The organism is Arachnia propionica (assembly GCF_900637725.1).
GTDB lineage: Bacteria > Actinomycetota > Actinomycetes > Propionibacteriales > Propionibacteriaceae > Arachnia > Arachnia propionica.
On the sequence record NZ_LR134406.1, the window covers coordinates 1,384,851 to 1,407,523 of the forward strand.

Consider the following 22,673-nt stretch of genomic DNA (forward strand, 5'->3'; position numbering starts at 1 on the left):
GAGAGATATGGCACCCGGAACGGGTAAGACGGTGGCGTTGTTCGCCACCTGCATAAACGACACCATGTTTCCAGGCACCCCCATCGCGGTGGTCAAGGTGCTGGAACGACTGGGCTGCAAGGTGGTGTTCCCCAAGGAGCAGACCTGCTGCGGCCAGATGCTGACCAACACCGGATACTTCAAGGAGGCCGTGCCGACCGTCAAGAGCTACGTGCGGGCCTTCGAGGACTACGACTACGTCGTCGGCCCCTCCGGGTCTTGCATCGGCGCGGTACGGCACCAGCACCCGATGCTGGCCGAACACGTCGGGGACAAGAGCCTCAAGGCGGCTTCCGAGGAACTGGTGAAACGCACCTACGATTTCACCGAGTTCCTCGTCGACGTGCTGGGGCTGACGGATGTCGGGGCCTACTTCCCGCATCGCGTCACCTACCACCCCACCTGCCACTCCGTGCGTGTCGCTCACGTGGGTGACCGGCCCTACAAGCTGCTGAAGGCCGTGCGGGGCATCGACCTGGTGCCGTTGCCCGACTCCGACCAGTGCTGCGGTTTCGGTGGCACCTTCTGTGTCAAGAACTCCGACGTGTCCGTGGCGATGGGTGCCGACAAGGCACGCAACGTGATGTCGACCGGGGCCGAGTATCTCGTCACCGGCGACAACGCCTGCCTGATGCACATCGGCGGAATCATGCACCGCATGAACATGGGCGTGAAAACCATCCACCTGGCCGAGATCTTGGCCCACACCGAGGAGGCCGCAGCATGACCGCCACACGCGAACGCCTGACCCCGGCTCCCCCCACAGGCACCTACCTCGGGATGCCCGCCTTCCCCAAGGCGGCCAAGGGAGCCTTGCACAATCAGCAGCTTCGCCGGAACCTCAAGCACGCCACCACCGTGATCCGCAGCAAGCGGGCCATCCGCGCCTCCGAGGTGAGGAACTGGGAGGAGCTGAGGGTTGCTGGTGAACAGATCAAGAATCGTCTCGGGCGGCACCTGGATCAGTACCTCATCCAGGCCGAGAAGGCCATGACCGCCGCCGGGATAACCGTCCACTGGGCCCGGAACGCCGAGGAGGCCAACAAGATCGTGATCGACCTCGCCCGTTCCAAGGGCACCAACGAGGTCGTGAAGATCAAGTCGATGGCCACCCAGGAGATTGACCTCAACGAGGCCCTTGAGGACGCCGGGATCGCGGCGTGGGAGACCGACCTCGCCGAGCTCATCGTCCAGCTCGGTCACGACCGTCCCTCCCACATCCTCGTTCCCGCCATCCACCGGAACCGCTCGGAGGTCCGGGAGATCTTCAAGGAGGAGATGGGGCTGTGGGGTGCTCCCGCTCCCGACGGCATCAGCGACAACCCGCCGGAACTCGCCGGTGCGGCCCGCATCCACCTGCGTGAGAAGTTCCTGCGCGCCAAGGTGGCGGTCTCCGGTGGCAACTTCATCGTTGCGGAAACCGGTTCCCTCGTGATCGTCGAATCCGAGGGCAACGGGCGCATGTGCCTGACCCTGCCCGAGACCCTCATCTCCGTGGTCGGCATCGAGAAACTGGTGCCCACCTGGGAGGACCTCGAGGTCTTCCTGCGGTTGCTGCCCCGAAGCTCCACGGGGGAGCGGATGAACCCGTACACCTCCATCTGGACCGGCGTCACCCCCGGTGACGGACCCCAGGACCTGCACGTCGTCCTGCTGGACAACGGCCGCACGAAGGTGCTGTCCGACCCGGTCGGTCGCGAGGCGCTGCGCTGCATCCGCTGCTCCGCCTGCATGAACGTGTGTCCCGTCTACGAGCGGGTCGGCGGCCACACCTACGGCTCCGTCTACCCCGGGCCGATCGGCGCCATCCTGACCCCGCAGCTGCGAGGGGTCGCGTCGAAGGTCGACAAGTCACTGCCGTACGCCTCCAGTCTCTGCGGGGCCTGCAACGACGTGTGCCCCGTCAAGATCCCGATCTCGGACATCCTGGTGCACATGCGCAACAAGGTGGTGCAGAAGAAGACCGCGCACCGTCCCACCATCGAGTCCGTCATCTTCAAGTTGGTGGGTTGGGTCATGGCCCGCGGCCGCAACCTCGCGTTCGTGCAGTTCTTCTCCCGCCTGGCGGGTCGGATCTTCAAGAAACGCACCCATTTCGGTCCGATGCCGTTCCCGGCATCCGCCTGGAGCCGGTCCCGTGACCTGCCGGTGCCGCCGAAGGAATCATTCCGGAAGTGGTGGGCCAAGCGAGAGAAAGAGGAGGCCTCCAAGTGAGCAGCGCTCGCGACGACATCCTGGCCCGTGTCCGGGCCGCAACCGAGGACATCCAGGAGAAGGACCCCGCCAAGGACGTGCCCATCACGTGGGCCTACAACCAGCCAACCCCGCTGGATGACGTGCTTGACACCTTCGTGGAGAACATCCTCGACTACAAGGCCAAGATCGTGCGCACCCCGGCGACCGCGACCGGGGATGCGATCGTCGCCGCCCTGAAGGAACTCGGCGCGCAGACCGTGGTCGTGCCCGACGGGGCGCCCACGGCCTGGGTGAACGCGGTGACCGCGGGTGGTCTCGAGGTGATTCGCGACGAGAACCTCAGCCACCAGCAGTTGAACTCCATCGACGCGGTCCTCACGGGGTCGCGGGTGTCGATGGCCGAGACGGGCACCATCTGCCTGGATCACGCCGAGGACCAGGGGCGGCGCGCCCTGACCTTGGTGCCCGACCGCCACGTGTGCGTGGTCACCGCCGACAGCGTCGTCTCCGACGTGCCGGAGGCGGTGCACCGGCTCAAGGCATCGGTACAGGCCGGACGACCCATCACCTGGATCAGCGGTGGCTCCGCAACCAGTGACATCGAATTGTCTCGCGTGGAGGGCGTGCACGGCCCCCGGAAGCTGTTCGTGATCCTCGAAGAGGACTGACGACCAGGAACACGACCACCCGGTACCGGGCCCGGCGACGGGGCCGGTACCGGGTGGTCGCTCGTCCGGCGGATGCGCACCGCGCCGCCCGTCGCTAACCTTGTCCGTCGTGAACAGCGGAACCAGGGTAGTGGCCATCGGCAACTTCGACGGAGTGCATCTCGGGCATCAACGCGTGCTGCAGGCCGAGCGGGGCGATGGCGAACTCGCGGTCATAACCTTCTGGCCCCATCCGTTGTCGGTGCTGGCGCCGGAACACGCCCCACGCCTGTTGAGCGACCTGCCCACCCGGATCGACCTGCTCAAACAAGCAGGGGCCCGCGAGGTGAGGGTGGTGCGTTTCGACAAGAAGGTGGCGGCCATGAGCCCCGCCGAGTTCGTCGAGCGTTTCGTCGTGCCGCTCGCCCCTCGGGTGGTCGTGGTGGGAGAGAACTTCCGCTTCGGGCATCGCGCATCGGGGGACGTCGGGACCCTCGGGGAACTGGCCGCGGGGCGTTTCGAAGTGCGGACACTCGAACTGTCGGCCGTCAATGCCCGGACCACGTGCTCCACCCTCATCCGAGAAGCCCTGGACCATGGTGACGTGCGGCTGGCTTCACAGCACCTGGGCCGCGACTTCAGGTTCAGCGGTGTCGTGGTGGTGGGGGATCAGCGGGGACGCGAACTCGGGTTCCCGACCGCGAATCTGGTCGTTCCCACGGAACTGGCTGTTCCCGCGGACGGGGTTTACGCAGGGTGGTTGACACCGGCCGGGGGGAAGCCGATGCCCGCAGCCATCTCCGTGGGGTCCAACCCGACCTTCGATGGGGCGGACCGGCGGGTCGAAAGCAACGTGCTGGACCGCAACGACCTGGAGCTGTACGGGGCCCAGATTGATGTCGACTTCGTGGAGAGGCTGCGCGGGCAGGTGCGTTTCGAGGGCGTCGAGGGCCTGATCGCCCAGATGAACCAGGACATCGAGAACTGCCGCCGCATCCTCACCCGGCGGAGTTGATTCGACGGGTTTGGTTTCCCGGTAGGACCGGTGGTAGGGTCCCACAGTTGCCGTCGATCGGCCACGGACCAACAAGAGCCCCAACCGCACCCGCCACCGGGGCGCCGTGCAGCGAACCGGAAGGAGTCCAGACATGGATGCTGCCGAGAAGACAAGGATCATCGAGGAGTACGCCACGAAGCCGGGCGACACCGGTTCGCCGGATGTGCAGATCGCTCTGCTGACCAAGCGGATCGCTCACCTGACTGAGCACCTCAAGGTCCACAAGGGGGATCACCACAGCCGTCGCGGCCTGATGCTGATGGTCGGCCAGCGCCGCCGTCTGCTCAACTACGTCGCCCGCCAGGACATCGAGCACTACCGCGAACTCATCGCGAGACTCGGCCTGCGTCGCTGACCGGCGTCGTCATTCACACGATCTGAATCGGAGGACAGCCCCGTACACGCGGGGCTGTCCTCCGCGCCTGTCCGGAACCCAGCCGGTAGGATTGGCGCAAAACTCAATCACCACAACGTATTTCCTGCCTGCCAGGGGGTCTCACCTGGTCCTCGGTAGTGACCTTCGGGTAGTTGTAGCCCCGCGGGTCTCGATCGAAGACCGGTGGCACTGGCGGCGTGCCGCGCCCTGCGGGCAGCCAACCCACCGAAAGGAGCCAGCTTTGTCCATGGAAGGACCTGGTCTCGAATTCTCCGAAGCCGTCATCGACAACGGCAAGTACGGCCGACACACCATCCGTTTCGAATCCGGCATCCTCGCCCAGCAGGCGGACGGTTCGGCCGCGGTCTATCTCGACGGCGACACCATGCTGCTGGCCGCCACCACCGCGGCGAAGACTCCGCGGGACGCCATCGACTTCTTCCCGCTCACCGTTGACATCGAGGAGCGGATGTACGCCGCGGGACGCATCCCCGGTTCCTTCTTCCGCCGCGAGGGACGCCCCGGGGAGGGCGCCATTCTGGCCGCCCGACTGATCGACCGCCCGTTGCGCCCGGCCTTCGTGAAGGGGCTGCGCAACGAGGTGCAGGTGATCGTCGACGTCCTCTCCCTCAACCCGGCCCACTACTACGACGTGGTCGCGATCAACGCCGCATCCATGGCCACCACCCTGGCCGGGTTGCCGTTCTCCGGTCCCATCGGTGGGGTTCGCGTCGCCCTGATCGACGAGACCTGGGTGTGTTTCCCGACCGTCGAGCAGGTCACCAGGTCCTCGTTCCAGATGGTCGTCGCCGGGCGTGTCCTGCCCGACGGGGACGTCGCGATCATGATGGTCGAGGCCGGTGGCACCGAATCCACCTGGGAGAACGTGCGTTCTGGCAGGACCGCCCCCACCGAGGAGGTCGTCGGGCAGGGCCTGGAGGCCGCGAAACCCTTCATCAAGACCCTGTGTGACGCCCAGTCCGAGCTGAAGGCGAAGCTGCCCAAGGAAACCTTCGACTTCCCCGTCTTCCGCGACTACGAGGACGACGTCTACGCCGCCGTCGAGGAGCTGGCCACCGACCGGGTCTCCGAGGCGATGCGGATCCCGGGTAAACAGGACCGCGACGACGCCACCCACGCCATCCGACAGGACGTCACCGAGGCCCTCGCTGAGCGTTTCGAGGGGCGCGGCAACGAGATCGCGGCCGCCCTGAAGTCGCTGACCAAGAAGATCGTCCGTCACCGCACCCTGACCGAGGGTGTGCGCATCGACGGCCGGGGCACGCGCGACATCCGCACCCTGTCCGCCGAGGTCGCGGTGATCCCGCGCGTCCACGGTTCGGCGCTGTTCCAGCGTGGTGAGACCCAGATCCTGGGGGTCTCCACCCTGAACATGCTGGACATGGAGCAGAAGATCGACACCCTCTCCCCGGAGTCGACCAAGCGGTACATGCACAACTACAACTTCCCGCCGTTCTCCACCGGTGAGACTGGGCGCGTCGGTTCCCCGAAACGCCGCGAGATCGGCCACGGGGCGCTTGCGGAACGCGCCATCGTTCCGGTGCTGCCCACCCGGGAGGAGTTCCCCTACGCGATCCGCCAGGTCTCCGAGGCCATCGGTTCGAATGGTTCCACCTCGATGGGGTCGGTGTGCGCATCCACCCTGGCCCTGCTGAACGCGGGCGTGCCGCTGAAGGCTCCCGTCGCGGGCATCGCCATGGGGTTGATGAGCGAGGAGATCGACGGTGAGACCCGCTACGTGGCGCTCACCGACATCCTGGGGGCCGAGGACGCCCTCGGTGACATGGACTTCAAGGTGGCCGGCACCCGTGATTTCGTCACGGCCCTCCAACTCGACACCAAGCTGAACGGCATCCCCGCCGTGGAGTTGCAGAAGGCGCTGCTGCAAGCCCGCGAGGCCCGGCACACCCTGCTCGAGGTGATGGGCGAGGCCATCGATGTCCCCGACGAGATGAGCCCGTACGCTCCCCGGATCGTCACGCTGCGCATCCCCGTCGACAAGATCGGTGAGGTCATCGGCCCCAAGGGCAAGGTCATCAACCAGATCCAGGACGACACCGGCGCCAACATCACCATCGAGGACGACGGCACCATCTACGTGGGAGCCGAGACCGGGGAAGCCTCGGAGGCCGCGGTTTCCGCCATCAACGCCATCGCCAACCCGCACATGCCGGAGAAGGGCGAACGTTTCATCGGCACCGTCGTGAAGATCACCACCTTCGGTGCCTTCGTCTCCCTGCTGCCCGGCAAGGACGGCCTGCTGCACATCAGCAAGCTGCGGGCGCTGGCCGGCGGCAAACGCGTCGAGGATGTCGAGGACGTGGTCTCCGTGGGGCAGAAGCTCCAGGTGGAGATCTCCGAGATCGACGACCGCGGAAAGCTGAGCCTGATCCCCGTGCTCGAGGAGGAAGCCGAGGCCGACGAGGCCTGAACCGCGAAGCCGGTAAGGGGCCGATCCGTTCTGCGGGTCGGCCCCTTCGGGTTTCACCGGTTGGGTAGAACTGATGGACAAAGACGAAAAGGAGTTGAGGATGAGCACTCTTGGGGTTGGTATCTTCGGTATCGGCGGGAAGATGGGCAGCGAGGTGCGCCGTGCGGTGACGGCCGCCGAGGACATGGAGGTCACCGGGGGAGCCGATCTCGGTGAACCACGGGAGCGGATCGGGGACGCGGCCGTGGCGGTGGACTTCACCCATCCCGACGCGGTGATGGACAACATCGAATGGTGCGTTCCGCGGGGAATCAACATGGTGATCGGCACCACCGGGTTCAACGAGGAAAGACTCGCGCGGGTCCGGGAGTTGTGCGCGGCCAACCCGGGGGTGGGGGTACTGGTCGCCTCGAACTTTTCCATCGGAGCGGTTCTCATGATGCAGTTCGCCGCGAAGGCGGCTCCGTTCTATCCGAGCGCCGAGATCGTCGAACTGCACCACCCAAACAAGGCGGACGCCCCGTCGGGAACCTCCGCTACCACGGCTGGGAAGATCGCGGCCGCCCGGGCCGCCGCAGGCATGGGGCCGGTCCCGGACGCTACGGTGCACGACGCCGGGGCCCGCGGTGCCGTCGTCGACGGCATCCACATCCACGGGGTGCGGCTGCAGGGGCTCGTCGCCCACCAGGAGGTGCTGTTCGGCACCCACGGTGAGACGCTCACCATCCGGCACGACAGCTTCGACCGTGCCAGTTTCATGCCGGGAGTGCTGGCCGGGGTGTGGTGGGTGATCGATCACCCGGGTCTGACCGAGGGAATCGAAACGATCATCGGCCTCTGAGAGGGGCCCGTGGATCAGCCGGCGTCCGTGGCGGGGCCCCGATCCGTGATCCGGGTCATCAACCTGACCTGCTTGACGGTCTCCGCCCCGTCCTCGGTCCCGAGGCTTCGGTGGGCGCCATCCGCTGCCCAGCCGCACTCGATCAGGAAACCACGCAGGGCGTCGTCGTCGCTGCGGACCCACCAGGTGGCGGTCTCGTAGCCGTCGGCGCGCAGCGTGTCCACCGCGGCGTTCACCAGGCGCGAGGCGTGGTCGTCGAGCACGTCCGCATCAGTGACGAACTCGGCGACCATACCGTCGGTCACCTCGGCGTCCGGGTCGTTGCTCGGCCCGGTCACCACGAAACCCACCACCCGTCCCCGGGAGAGGGCCACCAGCACCCGGCAGTGGGCGAGCGGGGGTTTGACGATGGCCTCGTGCCAGGTGCGCACCGCCTGATCCGCGGGAATGGCCGCGAGCGCCGCCGCCATGCCGGGTTGCCGGGACCAGGACTTCCGCTGGAGCCTGGCTATGTCCACCGCCTCGACGGGCATGGCGAGACGCACGGAGTCGGGAATGGGCATGTCTGTCAGTGTAGTGATGGCGGCTGTTTGCACTAGCCTTTTGCGGGTGAGTGAACTGCGTACGCCTCCGCCCCTGCAACCCGGAACCCTTCGTGTCACACCTTTGGGGGGACTCGGCGACGTGGGCCGGAACAGCGCATCCTTCGAGATCGATGGCGAAATGGTTCTGGTCGATTGCGGTGTGCTCTTTCCCGAGGACCGCCACCCCGGCGTCGACCTCATCCTGCCCGCCCTGGACCTGCTGTCGGATCGTCTCAGCGACATCCGCGCCCTGGTGCTCACCCACGGCCACGAGGACCACATAGGTGCCGTGCCTTATCTGCTCAAGCAACGGGCCGACATTCCCGTTTACGGTTCCAAGCTGACCCTCGCCCTGGTGGCCAGCAAACTGAAGGAGCACCGCATCCGTGGTTACCGGTTGATAGAGGTGAAGGAGGGCGAACAGCACCGGGTGGGGAATTTCGGGCTCGAGTTCTTCGCGGTCAACCACTCCATTCCCGACGGCTTGGCGGTTGCCCTGCGCACCTCGGCGGGCACGGTCCTGCACACCGGGGATTTCAAGATGGACCAGCTTCCCCTCGACGGGCGCATCACCGACCTGCGTGGTTTCGCGCGTCTCGCGGACGAGGGGGTGGACCTGTTCATGCCCGACTCCACCAACGCGGAGACCCCGGGATTCACACCCTTGGAGAAGGACATCGAACCCTCCATCGCTCGCGTGTTCGACCAGGCGGAAAGGAAACTGATCGTCGCGTGTTTCGCCTCCCACGTGCACCGCGTGCAGCAGGTGCTCAACCTGGCCGTCAAGCACGGCCGCAAGGTGGCCTATGTCGGACGTTCCATGGTGCGCAACATGGCCACCGCCCGGGACCTCGGATACCTGCACGTCCCGGCGAACGTCCTGATCGAGATGAAGGACATCGATAAATACCGCGACGACGAGGTGGTGATCATCTCCACCGGTTCCCAGGGCGAACCGCTCGCCGCGCTGAGCCGGATCGCGAACCGGGAACACCCCGTCATCGAACTGGGCCCCGGTGACATCGTCCTGCTGGCGAGTTCCCTGATCCCCGGGAACGAGAACTCCGTCTACCGGGTCATCAACGGGTTGACGAAACTTGGGGCGCAGGTGGTGCACAAGGGCAACGCCTTCGTCCACGTCTCCGGTCACGCCTCGGCCGGTGAACTGCTGTACTGCTACAACATCCTGAAACCGCGCAACGTCATGCCGGTGCACGGCGAGATCCGGCACCTGATCGCCAACGCGAAACTCGCGATCTCCACCGGGGTCCCGGCGGAGAACGCCGTGGTGTGCGAGGACGGTGACGTGGTTGACCTGGTGGACGGCCGGGCCCGCAAGGTCGGGCGCGTCGACGCCTCCTACATCTTCGTGGACGGCTCGATCGTGGGTGACATCACCGAATCGATCAGCGACCGGCTCATCCTCGGTGAGGAGGGATTCATCTCCGTGGTGGCAGTGGTCAACCTCCACACCAGGTCCGTCATCGGCGCCCTGGACATCAACGCGAGGGGTTTCGCGGAGGACCCGTCGGTCTTCGATGCGGTCCGGGAGCAGATCCTAGCCGACCTTCAGCAGGCCCTGGACGACGGCGTGGATGACGTTTACCGCCTGCAGCAGGTGATCCGTCGCACCATTGGAGCCTGGGTGTCGAGGAGGCTGCGGCGTCGCCCAATGATCGTGCCCGTGGTGGTCGCCACCTGAGGGTAGGGAATGCGCTCCGGGAAACACGGGTTGAGGATTGGTGGCGTATCGGGTTATCATCTACCGGTTGCCCGCTTCGGCGGGCGAACCCAATGATCGAACCAGGCGTTGCTTTGGCGCGTCTGGCCCAAGCAACAAGGAGATTCCAGTGGCTGCCGTCTGTGATATCTGCGCCAAGGGACCCGGCTTCGGTCACAACGTGCCTTGGTCGAAGAAGAAGACCAACCGTCGCTGGAGCCCGAACATCCAGCGTGTTCGCGCGACCGTCAACGGTGCCCCCAAGCGCCTCAACGTGTGCACCTCCTGCCTCAAGGCAGGCAAGGTCACCCGCTGAACGAGGGGTCCGGGCAACGGCTCGCGGCTGGGGCCGCGAGCCGTTTTTCGTCGGTTCCCCTCGGTAGGCTCGCCCCATGAGCCGATTCCGGACCCCGATCCATCGCGAGTTGAATCGCGGATTGCGTGACATCGTAGGCGCGGATTCCGCCTCGGAGCTGGCCAGGCTCGGACTGTTCACCCTGGGTGATCTTCTGAGACACGTGCCGCGCCGGTATCTCTCAGGCACCGAGATGAGCGACTTCCGGACCCTGCGTCCCGGTGAGGATGTCGCGGTTGTCGCCAGAGTGGTGGCCACCAGGATCGTGGACGGTCGCACCACCCGGGTGGCGACCGTGCTGACCGACGGCCACGGGGAGCTGCAAGCGGCCTTCTTCGTTCCCGACAAACGCCCGAACTACGCGAAGTACTGGGTCGGTCAGCTCGTCCCGGGCGCCCGCGGCATTTTCGTCGGCAAGGTGGGGGAGTTCAGGGGGCAGCTTCAGCTCACCCATCCCGACTACGTCATCATCGACGAGTTCGGCGCAATCACGGGCCGCAAGGCCACCGCGAAGGCCACGATGGTCAAGGTGATCCAGCGGGCCCGGCTGGTGGGTCTCTACCCGGCCACCGCGAAGATGGTCACCTGGAAGATCGCAGACGCGATAGCGCTCGCTCTGCCCCATGTGTTGCCGCTGGGAGACACGCTGCCCGGCTGGGTGGTGGAACGTGCAGGGGTGATCGGCCTCCCGGACGCCCTGCGTGAGGTTCACGAACCCGTCAACGTGTTCGATGCGAAACGCGGAATCGCCCGGTTGAAGTTCGACGAGGCATTCGGGATGCAACTGGCCATGGCCGCGCGCAGGGCCGCTCTGGCCGGGCGCACCACCACGCCCAGGCCCCGCCGCGACGATGGGATCCTCTCCGCCTTCGACGCCTCCCTGCCGTACCGGTTGACCGCCGGTCAGGAAGAAGTGGGGGAGACCCTTTTCGAGGAGCTGGCCAGTGAACGCCCGATGCATCGCCTGCTGCAGGGGGAGGTCGGTTCGGGAAAGACCCTCGTGGCCCTGCGCGCCATGCTCGCGGTCGTCGATGCGGGAGGCCAGGCGGCGCTGCTGGCCCCCACCGAGGTGCTGGCCAAGCAGCATCACGCATCCATCACCTCGCTGCTCGGTGGGCTCGGGGTGGCCGGAACCCTGGAGGCCCACCCGCACGCCACGCAGGTGGCGCTGTTGACGGGAGGTCTCACCGCCGCCAACCGCCGCCGGGCGCGGGAGACCGTTGCGTCCGGGGAAGCGGGAATCGTCATCGGCACCCATGCGTTGTTGTCGGAGGACGTCGGATTCGCGGATCTTGGTTTCGTGGTGGTGGATGAGCAACACCGTTTCGGAGTGGAGCAGCGAGCCGCGCTGGCGGCGAAGTCCGAGCACCAACCCCACACGCTGGTGATGACCGCCACCCCCATTCCCCGCTCGGTGGCCATGACGGTCTTCGGCGACCTGGAAACCATTGAGCTGCGGGACCGCCCCGCGGGACGCGCGGAGGTGAAGACCGTTTTCGTGGACACCGCCCGCAACCCGCACTGGGTGGACCGGGCCTGGGAACGCATCCGCGAGGAGGTGGCGCAGGGACGCCAGGCCTTCGTTGTCTGCCCCGCCATCTCCGGCAACAAAACGGAAGGGGACCTGGAGGCCGGGACCGGGTTGAGCGCGGTGACGGAGATCACCCCCATGCTCGCCGAGGGCCCGCTGAAGGGGCTGCGCGTCGGAATGGTCCATGGCAGGCAGGCCACCGCCGAGCGGGACCGGACCATGCGGGCATTCACTGCCGGGGAACTGGACGTGCTGGTGTCCACCACGGTCATCGAGGTAGGGGTGGACATCCCGAACGCCTCCGTGATGGTTGTTCTCGACGCCGACCGGTTCGGAATCGCCCAGCTCCACCAGCTCCGCGGAAGGATCGGGCGGGGCAGGCATCCCGGCCTGTGCCTGCTGCTCGCGGCCCCCGCCCCGGACACCCTAACCGCCGTCGACAGGCTCCAGGCTCTGGTGTCCTCCACCGACGGTTTCGAACTGGCGGAACGGGACCTGGAACTGCGGCGCGAGGGAGACGTCCTGGGGGCGGCACAGTCCGGGGCCTCGTCGCTGAAGCTGCTCCGGGTGCTGGGGGATCGAAAGGTCATCGAGCAGGCGAAGGAACTGGCCGGCGAGGTGCTTTCCGATTCCCGGGCCGCTGAGGATCCGCTGCTCGCCGACATGATCGACCAGGCAGAACAGGTCGCCGCCGGGGAATGGCTGGAAAAAGGATGACGCGCATCATCGCGGGACGCGCGAAGGGAACGCAGCTGACGGCGCCCCGCTGCGGAACCCGCCCCACCAGCGACAGGGTCCGGGAGGCGCTGTTCTCCACCCTCGTCACGTGGTTCGGTACCGTCGGGGAACCGGCGGAGAAACACCTGGTGGGGGTCGCGGTGCTGGATCTCTATGCAGGAACCGGAGCGGTCGCGCTGGAGGCCGCCAGCCGGGGAGCTTCCCGGGTGGTGGCCGTCGACTCCCACACCTCGAACCTGATCGCGGGCAACGCCCGCCGGGCCGGGCTGCGCATCGAGGCGCGGGGCGGAAGAGTTGAAGGGCGGATTCCCGCTGGACCCTGGGATCTCGTCTTCGTGGATCCGCCCTACGAGATGGACTCGGCGCTCCTCGACAGGACCCTGGCCCCGCTGTTTTCCCCCGGGAAGCTGAACCCGCAGGCCCTCGTGGTGGTTGAGCGCTCGAAACGGTGCCTCCCCCCGGTGTGGCCGGGTGGGCTCGACGACGACTGGCGCCGGGACTACGGTGAGACGAGCCTCTACTTCGCAGCCACGAAACCGGCAGGAGAATCATGACCAAGGTGCTGTGTCCCGGCTCCTTCGACCCCATCACCAACGGCCACCTGAACATCATCACCCGGGCCCGCGACCTGTTCGGGGAGGTGCTGGTGGCTGTTGGATGCAACAGCCTGAAGGCCGGTTACCTGTTCGGGGAACAGCGCATCGGCCTGGTGAGGGAAGCCACCGCCCACCTCGACGGGGTCACCGTGGAGGAGATGGACGGGTTGCTGGTCGATTTCGCCAGGGAACACGGCATAACCACCGTGGTCAAGGGCCTGAGATTCGGTGCCGATTTCGACTTCGAGCTTCAGCTGGCCAACATGAACCATTCGCTGACGGGCCTGGAGACGGTCCTGCTGCCAGCGGCGGCCCAGCACGTCACCCTCTCCAGCACCATCACCCGGGAGGTGATCAAACTCGGCGGCGACGTCTCACCCCACGTGCCGCCGTGCGTGGCCGAGGCCGCCGCCCGGCTGCGGGATGCGCGGTAGCCCCGCCCGGCCCTCGTTTTCAAGGGTTCAGGCGGTCCAGGTGGATCGCGTCATCGCACAACCGGGACACCAGCGCCGGATTGTGGGTGATCATGAGCAGCCCGATGCCCCTTTTCCGGGTCAGCCCCGTCAACTCGGTCCAGATCTGCGCCTGGGTCAGGGGATCCAGCATCGTCGTCATCTCGTCGGCGATCAGGTAGCGGAGTTCGGGGTGCAGCACCCGTGCTATGCAGAAACGCTGCAACTCACCCCCGCTGAGTTCGCTCGGGAAACGACCCAGCCAGGCGTCCTCGATGCCCAGCTGATGTTTGGTGTCCTCGTCAACGGGCCAGCATTCGGTCAGGATGCGACCCATCCGCCAGCGGGGATTGACGCTGACCTCGGGGTTCTGGTTGATGTACTGCACCCGGCAGGGCTGGTGGGCCTGCAACGGTTCCCCGTCCAGGGCGACGGTTCCCCGGAATCGGTTGATCCACCCGGCCATGATCTTGCCCAGGGTGCTCTTCCCGAACCCTGACGGTGCCACCAGCCCCAGCACCTGCCCGGGCTCGAGCCGGGCCGAGATGTCGTTCAGGATCGGCTGGCCGTGACGGTAGCCGAAGGTGATGTGTTCAGCTGTCAGCACGTGTCGGCTCCTCCCGGGAATCGGGGATTTCCGTGCAGAACTCGTTCTGCGGCAACGCCTTCCACAACGCCTTGACGTAGGGAGGCTGGTCGAAATCGTCGGGGTGGGTGAACTCGCGGGTCGGCATGCAGGCCACCAACCTTCCCCGGTTCAGGACGACCACCCGGTCGGCGACCGCACTGATCAGGTCAACGTCGTGGGAGATGATGAGCACGCAACGTCCCTGATCCGCGAGCGACCTGAAATCCGCGAGCAGCTGTTCCGCGAGTTTCACGCTCAGCCCCGGCGTCGGCTCGTCGGCGATTATCAGCTCCGCTGGGCTGAGGATCGCGGTTGCCAAGAGGATCCGGCGGGCCATGCCTCCCGACAACTGGAAGGGATACTTCTCCAGATCGCGCGGCGACAGGTCGAGGCGTTCGGCGATGTGCGCCAGTTCCTCCTCGTCAGGGGTGGGTCCCGTCCGCAACTGGTGTTTGACCTTGAGCAGCGGGTCGAGGAAGCTGATCGACTGCGGGACGAGCGCGAAGCTCTTCCGCCTGAGTTCGAGAACACGTTTCCCGGCGACGGGTTCACCTTTGAAGAGGATCTCGCCGTGCTTGACGGCGTTCCTCGGCAGCAGGTCCATGATCGCGTGGGCCAGCAGGCTCTTTCCCGATCCGGAGGCCCCCACTATCCCGAGGATCTCGCCCGGCTCGGCGGTCAGGGTCAGGTCCTCCACCCCGTAGCCGATCCGGCGTCGGTAGAAGGTGTGGTACATCGCGAAACCGACGTACAGGTTGCGTACTTCGAGCAGCGACATCTGTGCCTACCTCTGGGAGGTCCGGGGATTGATCAGGGTCGACAGGGACTGGCCGCAACGGTCTATCAGTAGCACCAGGACCAGCAGGGTGAGTCCCGGGAACAGTGCCAGCCACCATTGGCCCGTGCTCAGGTAGCGCATGGACTCGGAGAGGATCACGCCGATGGCGGGCAGCTGCTGGGGGATTCCGAAACCGAGGAAGGTCAGTCCGGATTCGTGCAGGATGGCGTGCGGGAACATCAGCACGGTGGCGACGATCGTCTGGGGGAGGATGTAGGGCATGTAGTGGTTCACCGCTATGAACCACCTGCTCCTGCCCATCTGCCGGGACGCGATCACATAGGCGCTGGTGTGCAGGTGGATGGTCTCGGCGCGGACGATCCGGCACAGGCTCACCCAGTGGGTCACGGCCACGCCGATCATCACGCCCGTGATCCCGCGTCCCGACAGGATCGCTATGAAGATCAGCAGGATCAGGTGCGGCATGCCCTGCATCAGATCCACCAGCCAGAGCACGAAACGATCGAACCAGCCCCCCAGGACCGCGGCCCCGATGCCCAGCAGCAGCGCGATCACGGAGCTCACCACGGAGGCGAACAACCCGATCCAGATGCTGATGGACAGGCCCTTCATCGTCCGGGCCAGCATGTCGCGCCCGAGCCAGTCGGTACCGAACAGACCACCGGCGCCCGGCGGCAGGTTGGTTCGCCCGAAGGCCGGTTGGTATGCCGTCTCCGGGATCAGGGTTCCGCCCAGGGCCGCGGCGGCGAGGACGACGAGGCTTACGGCGAACACCACCGTCGCCGACTTGCGGCCGTTCCAGCGTTCGGTCAGTTCCTCGGAACCGATCAGCAGGGCCGTCATGACCAGGTCTCCTTGATTCTGGGATCGATCAGCGGATACAGGAGGTTGGCGCACAGGTTCCCGAGGAACACGATCGCGGAACTGATGACGGTGATGCCGATCAGCAGAGGGAGATCCCCCTTGGTGCCGGCCGTGACCGTGACCGCCCCCAGCCCGGCGTAGCTGAAAACGCTCTCGGCCAGCACGGAGCCGCCGATGATTTCGCTTATGGAACCGAACTGTAACGTCACGAAGGGCATCAGGGAGTTCCGCAGGCCGTGCCGCCAGACGAACTGCCACGAGGTCTCCCCGCGGCTGCGGGCGAACAGGGCGTAGTCGGAGTTCTGTTCCTCGATGAGCCTGGTCCGGGTCTGCATCGTGATGGTGGAGATCCCGACCAGGCTCAGGGTGGCGGCGGGCAGCACCAGATGGTTGAGACGCTCGGCGAGGGTTGCCTCGGCGAGGGTTTTGCCGATGGGGGCCGACAAACCGATCGGGGACCACTTCAACCACACGGCGAAGATCAGCAGCAGCACTATCCCGAACCAGAAGGTGGGGATGGCTGCGAATACGTAGCAGACGGTGCTGATGACCCGGTCGAGGAAACGCCCCTGGTTCTTTCCCGCGACTATCCCGAGGCCGGCCCCCAGCAACCCGGAGGCCAGCCAAGCGATGAACAACAACATGGACGAGTTGACCAGTGCGTCCCCGATCACCGCTGTCACGGGCCTCTCGAAAACCAGCGAGGTTCCCAGGTCGCCGTGCAGGAGGTTCCACCACCACAGACCGAATTGCACGATGGTGGGCTGGTCCAGCCCCCACTTGCTGGCCAGGGCGGCCCTCTGCTCTGGGCTGGCGGTCAGTTCGCTGCCGAAGTAGGCGTCGACCGGGTTGAAACCGGAGACCTTCGCCAAGAAGAACGTGATGACGCTGACCGCGAAGATCAGGGAGGCCGCCTTGGCCAGCTGGGCCACCGCATAGCCCATCGGGGAGCTTTTCGTGAGGTCGCGTCGCGACTGCTCGGAACGGGTTGCGGCGGTCATTCAGGAGGCCTTGACGTCCCAGGTGTTCAGGTTGTTGATCACCTGGAGGAAGTGGTCGTGGGGATGAACCCGCTGGGTTCCGATGTCCAGCCCGTTGCGCACGAAGTAGTTGTGGTGGATGTAGCCGACCACCAGGTAGGGGTTGTCCCCGAGGATGCTGCCGCCATTGGTGCCGTCCCACAGGGCTGCATGCCAGAACTTGTTCGCGCTTTCCTGATCGGTGGCGGCCAGGGCCGCGTCGAGGTTGGCCTGCACCTGCTCGTTCGAATAGCAGGCGATGTTCGACCAACCCTTCTTGCGGGCCAGCGTTCCGGAAAGCATGTTGTACTCGTGGTAGGGGTTGAGACGCCCACCGCCCAGCACCACGGCGTCCTTGCGGTTGCGGTCCTGCATCGAGGTGAAGTCCGTGCCGTGGAGTTCCACGTCGATTCCGATCTGCGTCATCTGGGCCTTGAAGGCCTCCGCGATGGCCTGACGGCCGGAGTCGTTGGGCGGGTACATCAGGGTGAAGCTCGCCTTGGTGCCGTTCTTCTCGCGGATTCCGCCCTCGCTCTTCGCCCAGCCCGCCTGGTCCAGCATCGCTTCGGCTCCGGCGACGTCACCGTCCTTCAGGCTCGCCGTTTCCTGTTTGATGCCCCACGGGAAGGCATCGAAGATATCGAAGGCCACCTCACCGTAACCCAGCAGGCAGTCCTTCACGATTTGCTCCCGGTTCAGGGCGGTTGCCATCGCCTTTCGGATCACCGGGTCGCTGGTGACCGCATTGCCGACGCTCTGTCCCTCCACCTCGTAGGCCCCGGGGGTCTCGCACGGCAGGGAGATCACCCGGTAGCCGAAGGTGGGCAGGCTGGTCAGCGAGAAACCGGGGACCTGCTGGGAGGAGAGTGCCGGGTAGACGCAGGCGAGGTCGACCTGCCCCGACTGGGCCGCCGCGAGCGCCGCGTCGGATTCCATCAGCAACAAGGTGGCCTTGGCGAACTTCGCCTTGGTTCCGTGGTAGTTGTCGTTGCGTTCCAGGATCAGCTGCTGACCCTGGGTGTAGTGGCCGAATTTCCACGGACCCGAGCCGACCGGGTTGTCCCCGAAACCGTCGGAGTAGGTGCTCTTCGGGACGATGCCCAGCGTCGCCGCCGTGTACAGCAGGGTGGAGGAGGGAGCGGTGAGCCGGAGCTCCACGGTGTCGGTTCCGGTCGCCACGGCGGTGTCGAAGCCCGGCAGGCTGACCTTGGCGGCCTCCTTCGCCTGGTTGTAGGTGAAGGCGACGTCCTCGGCCGTCAGGGCGGTGCCATCGGTGAACTTGATGTCCGTGCGGATCTTGAAGGTCCACACCAGGCCGTCGGGGCTCACCTCGTAGCCGGTCGCCACGTCGTTGACGATCTGGTTCTTCTCATCCGCGGTCAAAAGAGGGCTGTTGAAGAGCAGCACCCCCGTCTCACCGAAGCCCTTGACCGGGTCGAATGGGGCCTTGACCGTGGACGGATCCATGGCGATCACGACTTCCTGGCGGTTCGTGAGCCGCTCGGGGAGCGGAACGCTCTCGGTTCCCGAGGGGCTGTTCTGCGACGAGCAGCCCGGCAGCGGGAAGATGGCGGTCAGCGCGGCAGCTCCTGACATTCCGGCCAGAACGGCTCGGCGGGTCGGTTTCGGGGTGGTTGGTTTGGGCATCCCTGTCAATCCTCCGGTTCTTGGGCATGGCACAACTGGCTCAGGACCCTGGCCCCGGAGCGGGGGGACCGTGCGCCCCAGCCCCGGAGTGGGGTGGGAGGCAAGGTCTCCTGGGCAGACTCCTCGGAAAGATCATAAACTTTTTACCAAGGGCCACCAAACCGGAAATGAGAATCGGGACCACCCAACTTCGGCCTGGCGGCCGGAGTTGGGTAGGGGTCAGGTCATCGTGAGGACCAGTTCGTCGTGGAGGAATCTGGCGCCGGTGACCTGGCGGCCGTGCAGCGAGTCCGGCATCGCGATCCGGCGATGCTCGTTCCGGTGCGTGAGCAGCAGGTCATCGCCGTCCTGGTGAAGGTCGAGTTCGGCCCGATCCGCGTGGGGCAGGCTGATGTGGAGCCGCAGGCAGCCGTCGCTGCGGGTGACGCGCAGGTAGTCGCCCCGGTAGTTGACCGCCGCCGGGTCGTCGTCGCCGTACATCGCCCGGGCCAGGTCTCTGAGGGCCCCCAGCCCGGCGATTTCCCGTTCCTGGAGTAGGAGACGGTGAATCGGCAGATGTGCGAAGCTCTCCTCGATCCGTTGGATGCCCGCCGCCTGCGCCTCGGCCCACGGCTCGAAGTAGTCACCGAGAGCCGAGGCGGGGTAGATGCGGTTGAGCACCACGGCGTCGACGACGAAGCCGTACATCGTCAGCCAGGTGTGGGCGCGCCGGGTCTCGGCGATGACCACGTGCTCCGGGGTGGCGACCAACCTGAGGGTGGTGACCTTCCCGTCGTGGAGCAGCTCGCCCAGCCGCTTGAGCCGGTCCAGCAACCCGAGCACGTCGTCGAAGAGACGATCCTCGGGCATCGGGATCCGGGTCAACCGCTCGAACGGCTTGCCGAGGATCCGCACCAGCGCCCGCTTCGTCGGCAGCGCGGTGCGGAACAACTGGTCGAGACGTTCCGGGTATTTCAGCAGCGACAGGGTTTCGCCGGTCGGTGCGCAGTCCACCACCAGGATGTCGTAGCTTCCGGAGGAGGCGTGGTCGAGGACCCGCAGCAGGCTGAACAACTCGCCCAGCCCGGGCAACAGCAGCGCCTCCTGGGTGGCGAGCGTAACCTCACCCTCCCGGACCATGAGACGCGCCAGGTAGTCGCGCAGACCCGCCCACGCCCGGTCGTTCTCCACCAGGGTGTCGACCTCCAGGGCATCCAAGCCCGGGGCGACGCGGGTCGGTTCGCTGGTCAGCGACAGACTCAGCGCATCACCCAGCGAATGTGCCGGGTCGGTGCTCATCACCAGGACCCGGTTCCCCTGATCCGCCAGGTGCAGGGCCGTGGCGGCGGCGACGGTGGTCTTGCCGACCCCGCCCTTTCCGGTGTACAGGATGATCCGCATGTTCACTCCTCGATGTTGATTCGTCTGGGTCCCGACGGACCGGTCGGTTCCTGAGCGGGCGCGGCCGGATCCTTGGACAGGCACTCGACGATCAGCGCCCGCCATTCGCGTTCGATGTTCCGGAGCCGTTTCCTGGGGGCGGGGGGGATCAGGCTCAGGGCTGCCTCGCGGAGATGACGACGGGCGTGCAGCAGATGACGAACGAATTCGCGGTTCATGACGGGACCTCCTGTGGGGTGGGGCGGAATCGGATGGTCAGGACGTCGTCGCGGAGTTTCGCGCCGGCTACGTCGTGGCCCAGCAGGGTGCTGGGCAAGGGGATGTTGCGCTGGAAGTTGCCGATGCGAACCGCGAGGTCGGTGGCGGTCAGTTTGAGGTCGATCTCCTCGGTGGTGGTTCCCGGCAGCGGGAGTTGGAGGTCGTAGCCGTCGTCGGCGTTGACATAGCGTTCGTGGGCCAGGGCCGGCATGACGTCGAAGGTGTGGGCGTTGATGGCGACCTCGGCCAGGCGGGCCACGTCGCTCTGGCTGACGAGATCCTTGCGGAACCGTGGCACCTCGGTGATCGGAAGATGAACGAATGACGAGCGGATCTCGGCCAGATGCTGCCGTTGATGCTCCACCCAGGTGCTGAAGAACGCACCCACCTCCCCGGCGGGGTACAGCCCGCTGACGAAGACGTGGTCGACGCTGTAGCCGAACAGGTTGAGGTAGAGGTAGCTGCGACGGGTCTCCTCGATCACCATCCGTTCCGGCAGGGTGACCAGGCGAACCGACGTGATGGAGGGATCCTTCAACAACGCCTGGATCTCCTGGAGACGCTGGAAGAGCCGTTCGATGTCGTTCATGGCGGCGGCGTTGGGCAGTTCGAGCCGCCACACCCCCCTTGCCACGGGGCGCAGCACCCTGACCGCGAGCTTCTGCACCGGGAAGATCCGTTCCATCCACCAGGTGAGCAGCTCCGGGAACTGGAGCAGAGACAGGGTCTCGCCGGTGGGGGCCATGTCCAGGATGATGCGGTCGTAGTCGCCGGTGTGGGCCAGCTGGTGGACCCGCAGCAGGAAGAACAGCGGGTCGAAGCCAGGGAGGTCCAGTACCTGGTCATCGTCGCTCCGGGCGATGAGGGTGGACAGGGCGGCGGTGATGTCGGCGAACTCCTCCTCGGCGACGCGCCCCGCATCCACCTCGGTGATCTCCAGGTTTGGGGCCACCTCGGTTGGTTCGGGAGCCGGGGGGAAGCCGAACAGGTCAGAGAGGTTGTGGGCGGCATCCATGCTCGCCAGGAGCGTGCGTTTTCCGCTCCCGGCCGAGGCGACGGCGTGGGCGGCCGCCAGCGATGTCTTGCCGACGCCTCCTTTCCCGGTCAGCAGGATCATTCGCTCCATGGCTACTCCTTCCGTTGAGGAATCATTCGAAAGTCGAACTAATTGACATGGTTCTGTCCGGTCGATGGTGGGGTTCAGTCGATGGGGATGCGTCGGGTGGCCCGAGGTCTGCGCTCCACCGGGTGTTCGGCCAACAGACCCGGGATGCGGTCGATGACCCGCAGCACCACCGCGGTCTCCTCTGGGGTCAGTTCCTCGAAGAGACGCCCGATCAGCGAGACGCTGTCCTTGATGCCCTGGGTGATAAGCCTGCTGCCTTTCTCGGTCAGGGAGATCAACACGATGCGCTTGTCGTCCGGGCTGTGCTGGCGTTCCACCAGGCCGCGCTGCTGCAGCCGGGAGACCACCCCCGTCGCAGTGTTGAGGGGGGCGTTCAAGTAGGCGGCGAGGTCGCCCATCCGCGAGGACCGCACGCGATGGAGGTGGAGCAGGGTCAGCACGTCATTCTTGGCCAGATCCCGGGCGAGGCCCTGCCAGGCGCCCGAGGGTAGGAAGGAACGGAATCGGTCCACATAGTCGAACAGCATGTCGTGCGGGTCCATGATTTCCCCCTCCCTGATGCTTCGGGCATCGAACTGTTTCCAAGGTTAGCAGGCGACTGGGTCACGGCCTTCGCCTGTCTTCCGTGGCTTACTCGCGCGTAGCATCGTGGACATCGCTCGGGTCTCGTCGAGATGTTTGGCGATTCTTTCCCGACTCGGTAAGATTGCTCTTCGGTCATGACGTGGTTGTGGTCGATCGGACGAAGGGAATGCATGCCATGAACTCCGTGCATCACCACCCGGACCGTCGTTCTCCCTACGTTTTCGACGTGCTGGAGTTGGGACGCCGTCCGGGAGCGATGAAGGAAATTCGGGTTGACGTCCCTGCCCCGGCCGATCTCGGCTACGACGTGATCTCAGTGCCACAGGGCTCCGGAGTCGATCTCGACCTCAAACTCGAGGCGGTCGTCGAAGGGGTGCTGGTCACGGGAACGGCTCGCGCGCAGGTGCGCGGCGAGTGCGCCCGATGCCTGAGTGCAATCGAGGATGAGAAATCCTTCGATCTGCAGGAACTCTACTTCTACCCCGGGAACGAGGTGGACGAGGACGAGAGCGTCGTCGTTGACGACGCCATCGACCTGGAGGAGGCTCTGCGCGACGCTGTGGTACTGGAGCTGCCGTTCACGCCCCTGTGTGATCCCGACTGCCTCGGCCTGTGCCAGGAATGCGGGTTCAACCTGAACGACGACCCGGATCACGGGCACGAAGCCAAGGTTGACCCGCGGTGGGAGAAACTCGTGGGGATTGATATCGGTGGCGAGAACTGAGACCAGAACAGGGAGCCGCTGGTCGGCGCAGCCCCGCTCGGGACTGCATCAACTGGCAG

The 22,673-nt window shown here is 66.0% G+C and carries 23 protein-coding genes; 13 read left to right on the forward strand and 10 right to left on the reverse strand.

The window, feature by feature from the left end; genetic code table 11:
• Window positions 1-7 precede the first annotated feature (7 nt).
• From EL272_RS06020 to dapB, 7 genes are all read left to right on the forward strand, one after another.
• Window positions 8-766, forward strand: coding sequence for a (Fe-S)-binding protein (locus tag EL272_RS06020; protein WP_014846329.1), 759 nt, complete (start codon window positions 8-10; stop codon window positions 764-766).
• The gene (locus EL272_RS06025; RefSeq protein WP_014846330.1) at window positions 763-2,253 is read left to right on the forward strand and encodes a LutB/LldF family L-lactate oxidation iron-sulfur protein; all 1,491 of its coding nucleotides are present in this window, start codon (window positions 763-765) and stop codon (window positions 2,251-2,253) included. The genes EL272_RS06020 and EL272_RS06025 overlap by 4 nt, the downstream gene beginning before the upstream one ends.
• A complete protein-coding gene (locus EL272_RS06030; protein WP_014846331.1) occupies window positions 2,250-2,903 on the forward strand; it encodes a LutC/YkgG family protein in 654 nt (217 codons plus the stop codon). The genes EL272_RS06025 and EL272_RS06030 overlap by 4 nt, the downstream gene beginning before the upstream one ends.
• Before the next feature lie 109 nt (window positions 2,904-3,012).
• The gene (locus tag EL272_RS06035; protein ID WP_234028339.1) at window positions 3,013-3,897 is read left to right on the forward strand and encodes a bifunctional riboflavin kinase/FAD synthetase; all 885 of its coding nucleotides are present in this window, start codon (window positions 3,013-3,015) and stop codon (window positions 3,895-3,897) included.
• A 133-nt stretch (window positions 3,898-4,030) separates the two neighbouring features.
• Complete coding sequence (rpsO, locus tag EL272_RS06040; RefSeq protein ID WP_014846333.1) at window positions 4,031-4,294, forward strand: 30S ribosomal protein S15; 264 nt, start codon at window positions 4,031-4,033, stop codon at window positions 4,292-4,294.
• Window positions 4,295-4,562: 268 nt separating this feature from the next.
• Window positions 4,563-6,767: a polyribonucleotide nucleotidyltransferase gene (locus EL272_RS06045; RefSeq protein ID WP_014846334.1), complete on the forward strand. Its 2,205-nt coding sequence runs from the start codon at window positions 4,563-4,565 to the stop codon at window positions 6,765-6,767.
• Between the two features lie 100 nt (window positions 6,768-6,867).
• Complete coding sequence (gene dapB, locus EL272_RS06050; RefSeq protein WP_061787069.1) at window positions 6,868-7,608, forward strand: 4-hydroxy-tetrahydrodipicolinate reductase; 741 nt, start codon at window positions 6,868-6,870, stop codon at window positions 7,606-7,608.
• A 14-nt stretch (window positions 7,609-7,622) separates the two neighbouring features.
• Here dapB and EL272_RS06055 read toward each other — a convergent pair whose 3' ends face one another.
• Window positions 7,623-8,171: a GNAT family N-acetyltransferase gene (locus EL272_RS06055; protein ID WP_061787068.1), complete on the reverse strand. Its 549-nt coding sequence runs from the start codon at window positions 8,169-8,171 to the stop codon at window positions 7,623-7,625.
• A 16-nt stretch (window positions 8,172-8,187) separates the two neighbouring features.
• On the opposite strand from EL272_RS06055, the gene EL272_RS06060 reads away from it, so the two are divergent.
• The 5 genes from EL272_RS06060 to coaD all read left to right on the forward strand — a co-directional run bounded on the left by EL272_RS06060 (window position 8,188) and on the right by coaD (window position 13,566).
• Window positions 8,188-9,894: a ribonuclease J gene (locus tag EL272_RS06060; RefSeq protein WP_061787067.1), complete on the forward strand. Its 1,707-nt coding sequence runs from the start codon at window positions 8,188-8,190 to the stop codon at window positions 9,892-9,894.
• Window positions 9,895-10,042: 148 nt separating this feature from the next.
• On the forward strand, window positions 10,043-10,228 hold the full coding sequence (rpmB, locus tag EL272_RS06065; protein WP_014846338.1) for a 50S ribosomal protein L28: 186 nt from the start codon (window positions 10,043-10,045) through the stop codon (window positions 10,226-10,228).
• A 76-nt stretch (window positions 10,229-10,304) separates the two neighbouring features.
• A complete protein-coding gene (locus EL272_RS06070) occupies window positions 10,305-12,515 on the forward strand; it encodes an ATP-dependent DNA helicase RecG (protein ID WP_061787066.1) in 2,211 nt (736 codons plus the stop codon).
• The gene (locus tag EL272_RS06075; RefSeq protein WP_014846340.1) at window positions 12,512-13,090 is read left to right on the forward strand and encodes an RsmD family RNA methyltransferase; all 579 of its coding nucleotides are present in this window, start codon (window positions 12,512-12,514) and stop codon (window positions 13,088-13,090) included. The genes EL272_RS06070 and EL272_RS06075 overlap by 4 nt, the downstream gene beginning before the upstream one ends.
• Window positions 13,087-13,566 (forward strand): pantetheine-phosphate adenylyltransferase, encoded by a 480-nt coding sequence (coaD, locus tag EL272_RS06080; RefSeq protein ID WP_014846341.1) that lies wholly within the window; start codon window positions 13,087-13,089, stop codon window positions 13,564-13,566. The genes EL272_RS06075 and coaD overlap by 4 nt, the downstream gene beginning before the upstream one ends.
• Before the next feature lie 19 nt (window positions 13,567-13,585).
• Here coaD and EL272_RS06085 read toward each other — a convergent pair whose 3' ends face one another.
• The 9 genes from EL272_RS06085 to EL272_RS06120 form a co-directional block, all read right to left on the reverse strand.
• Entirely contained in the window at window positions 13,586-14,191 is a 606-nt protein-coding gene (locus EL272_RS06085; protein ID WP_061787065.1) for an ABC transporter ATP-binding protein, read from the reverse strand.
• A complete protein-coding gene (locus EL272_RS06090; RefSeq protein ID WP_014846343.1) occupies window positions 14,178-14,990 on the reverse strand; it encodes an ATP-binding cassette domain-containing protein in 813 nt (270 codons plus the stop codon). Before EL272_RS06090 ends, EL272_RS06085 begins: the two co-directional genes overlap by 14 nt.
• A 6-nt stretch (window positions 14,991-14,996) precedes the next feature.
• Window positions 14,997-15,854 carry an ABC transporter permease gene (locus EL272_RS06095; protein ID WP_014846344.1) on the reverse strand — a complete coding sequence of 286 codons (858 nt, stop codon included), beginning with the start codon at window positions 15,852-15,854 and terminating at the stop codon, window positions 14,997-14,999.
• Window positions 15,851-16,876, reverse strand: coding sequence for an ABC transporter permease (locus tag EL272_RS06100; protein ID WP_014846345.1), 1,026 nt, complete (start codon window positions 16,874-16,876; stop codon window positions 15,851-15,853). Before EL272_RS06100 ends, EL272_RS06095 begins: the two co-directional genes overlap by 4 nt.
• Window positions 16,877-18,541 (reverse strand): ABC transporter substrate-binding protein, encoded by a 1,665-nt coding sequence (locus tag EL272_RS06105; protein WP_061787064.1) that lies wholly within the window; start codon window positions 18,539-18,541, stop codon window positions 16,877-16,879.
• Between the two features lie 219 nt (window positions 18,542-18,760).
• The gene (locus tag EL272_RS06110) at window positions 18,761-19,921 is read right to left on the reverse strand and encodes an ArsA family ATPase (RefSeq protein WP_061787063.1); all 1,161 of its coding nucleotides are present in this window, start codon (window positions 19,919-19,921) and stop codon (window positions 18,761-18,763) included.
• A gap of 2 nt (window positions 19,922-19,923) precedes the next feature.
• The gene (locus EL272_RS15260; protein WP_061787062.1) at window positions 19,924-20,139 is read right to left on the reverse strand and encodes a hypothetical protein; all 216 of its coding nucleotides are present in this window, start codon (window positions 20,137-20,139) and stop codon (window positions 19,924-19,926) included.
• Window positions 20,136-21,305 (reverse strand): ArsA family ATPase, encoded by a 1,170-nt coding sequence (locus tag EL272_RS06115; RefSeq protein ID WP_061787061.1) that lies wholly within the window; start codon window positions 21,303-21,305, stop codon window positions 20,136-20,138. The genes EL272_RS15260 and EL272_RS06115 overlap by 4 nt, the downstream gene beginning before the upstream one ends.
• 74 nt (window positions 21,306-21,379) lie before the next feature.
• On the reverse strand, window positions 21,380-21,847 hold the full coding sequence (locus EL272_RS06120) for a MarR family winged helix-turn-helix transcriptional regulator (RefSeq protein ID WP_014846350.1): 468 nt from the start codon (window positions 21,845-21,847) through the stop codon (window positions 21,380-21,382).
• Between the two features lie 218 nt (window positions 21,848-22,065).
• Between EL272_RS06120 and EL272_RS06125 the strand changes: the two genes are divergently transcribed.
• A complete protein-coding gene (locus tag EL272_RS06125; protein ID WP_061787060.1) occupies window positions 22,066-22,614 on the forward strand; it encodes a YceD family protein in 549 nt (182 codons plus the stop codon).
• Window positions 22,615-22,673: the final 59 nt, after the last annotated feature.

Coding starts and splice junctions, on each gene's coding strand:
- EL272_RS06020 (WP_014846329.1), top strand. CDS start 8: ATGGCACCCGGAACGGGTAAGACGGTGGCGTTGTTCGCCACCTGCATA.
- EL272_RS06025 (WP_014846330.1), top strand. CDS start 763: ATGACCGCCACACGCGAACGCCTGACCCCGGCTCCCCCCACAGGCACC.
- rpsO (WP_014846333.1), top strand. CDS start 4,031: ATGGATGCTGCCGAGAAGACAAGGATCATCGAGGAGTACGCCACGAAG.
- EL272_RS06045 (WP_014846334.1), top strand. CDS start 4,563: ATGGAAGGACCTGGTCTCGAATTCTCCGAAGCCGTCATCGACAACGGC.
- dapB (WP_061787069.1), top strand. CDS start 6,868: ATGAGCACTCTTGGGGTTGGTATCTTCGGTATCGGCGGGAAGATGGGC.
- EL272_RS06055 (WP_061787068.1), bottom strand. CDS start 8,171: ATGCCCATTCCCGACTCCGTGCGTCTCGCCATGCCCGTCGAGGCGGTG.
- EL272_RS06060 (WP_061787067.1), top strand. CDS start 8,188: ATGGCGGCTGTTTGCACTAGCCTTTTGCGGGTGAGTGAACTGCGTACG.
- EL272_RS06070 (WP_061787066.1), top strand. CDS start 10,305: ATGAGCCGATTCCGGACCCCGATCCATCGCGAGTTGAATCGCGGATTG.
- EL272_RS06075 (WP_014846340.1), top strand. CDS start 12,512: ATGACGCGCATCATCGCGGGACGCGCGAAGGGAACGCAGCTGACGGCG.
- coaD (WP_014846341.1), top strand. CDS start 13,087: ATGACCAAGGTGCTGTGTCCCGGCTCCTTCGACCCCATCACCAACGGC.
- EL272_RS06090 (WP_014846343.1), bottom strand. CDS start 14,990: ATGTCGCTGCTCGAAGTACGCAACCTGTACGTCGGTTTCGCGATGTAC.
- EL272_RS06095 (WP_014846344.1), bottom strand. CDS start 15,854: ATGACGGCCCTGCTGATCGGTTCCGAGGAACTGACCGAACGCTGGAAC.
- EL272_RS06100 (WP_014846345.1), bottom strand. CDS start 16,876: ATGACCGCCGCAACCCGTTCCGAGCAGTCGCGACGCGACCTCACGAAA.
- EL272_RS06105 (WP_061787064.1), bottom strand. CDS start 18,541: ATGCCCAAACCAACCACCCCGAAACCGACCCGCCGAGCCGTTCTGGCC.
- EL272_RS06110 (WP_061787063.1), bottom strand. CDS start 19,921: ATGCGGATCATCCTGTACACCGGAAAGGGCGGGGTCGGCAAGACCACC.
- EL272_RS15260 (WP_061787062.1), bottom strand. CDS start 20,139: ATGAACCGCGAATTCGTTCGTCATCTGCTGCACGCCCGTCGTCATCTC.
- EL272_RS06115 (WP_061787061.1), bottom strand. CDS start 21,305: ATGGAGCGAATGATCCTGCTGACCGGGAAAGGAGGCGTCGGCAAGACA.
- EL272_RS06120 (WP_014846350.1), bottom strand. CDS start 21,847: ATGGACCCGCACGACATGCTGTTCGACTATGTGGACCGATTCCGTTCC.
- EL272_RS06125 (WP_061787060.1), top strand. CDS start 22,066: ATGAACTCCGTGCATCACCACCCGGACCGTCGTTCTCCCTACGTTTTC.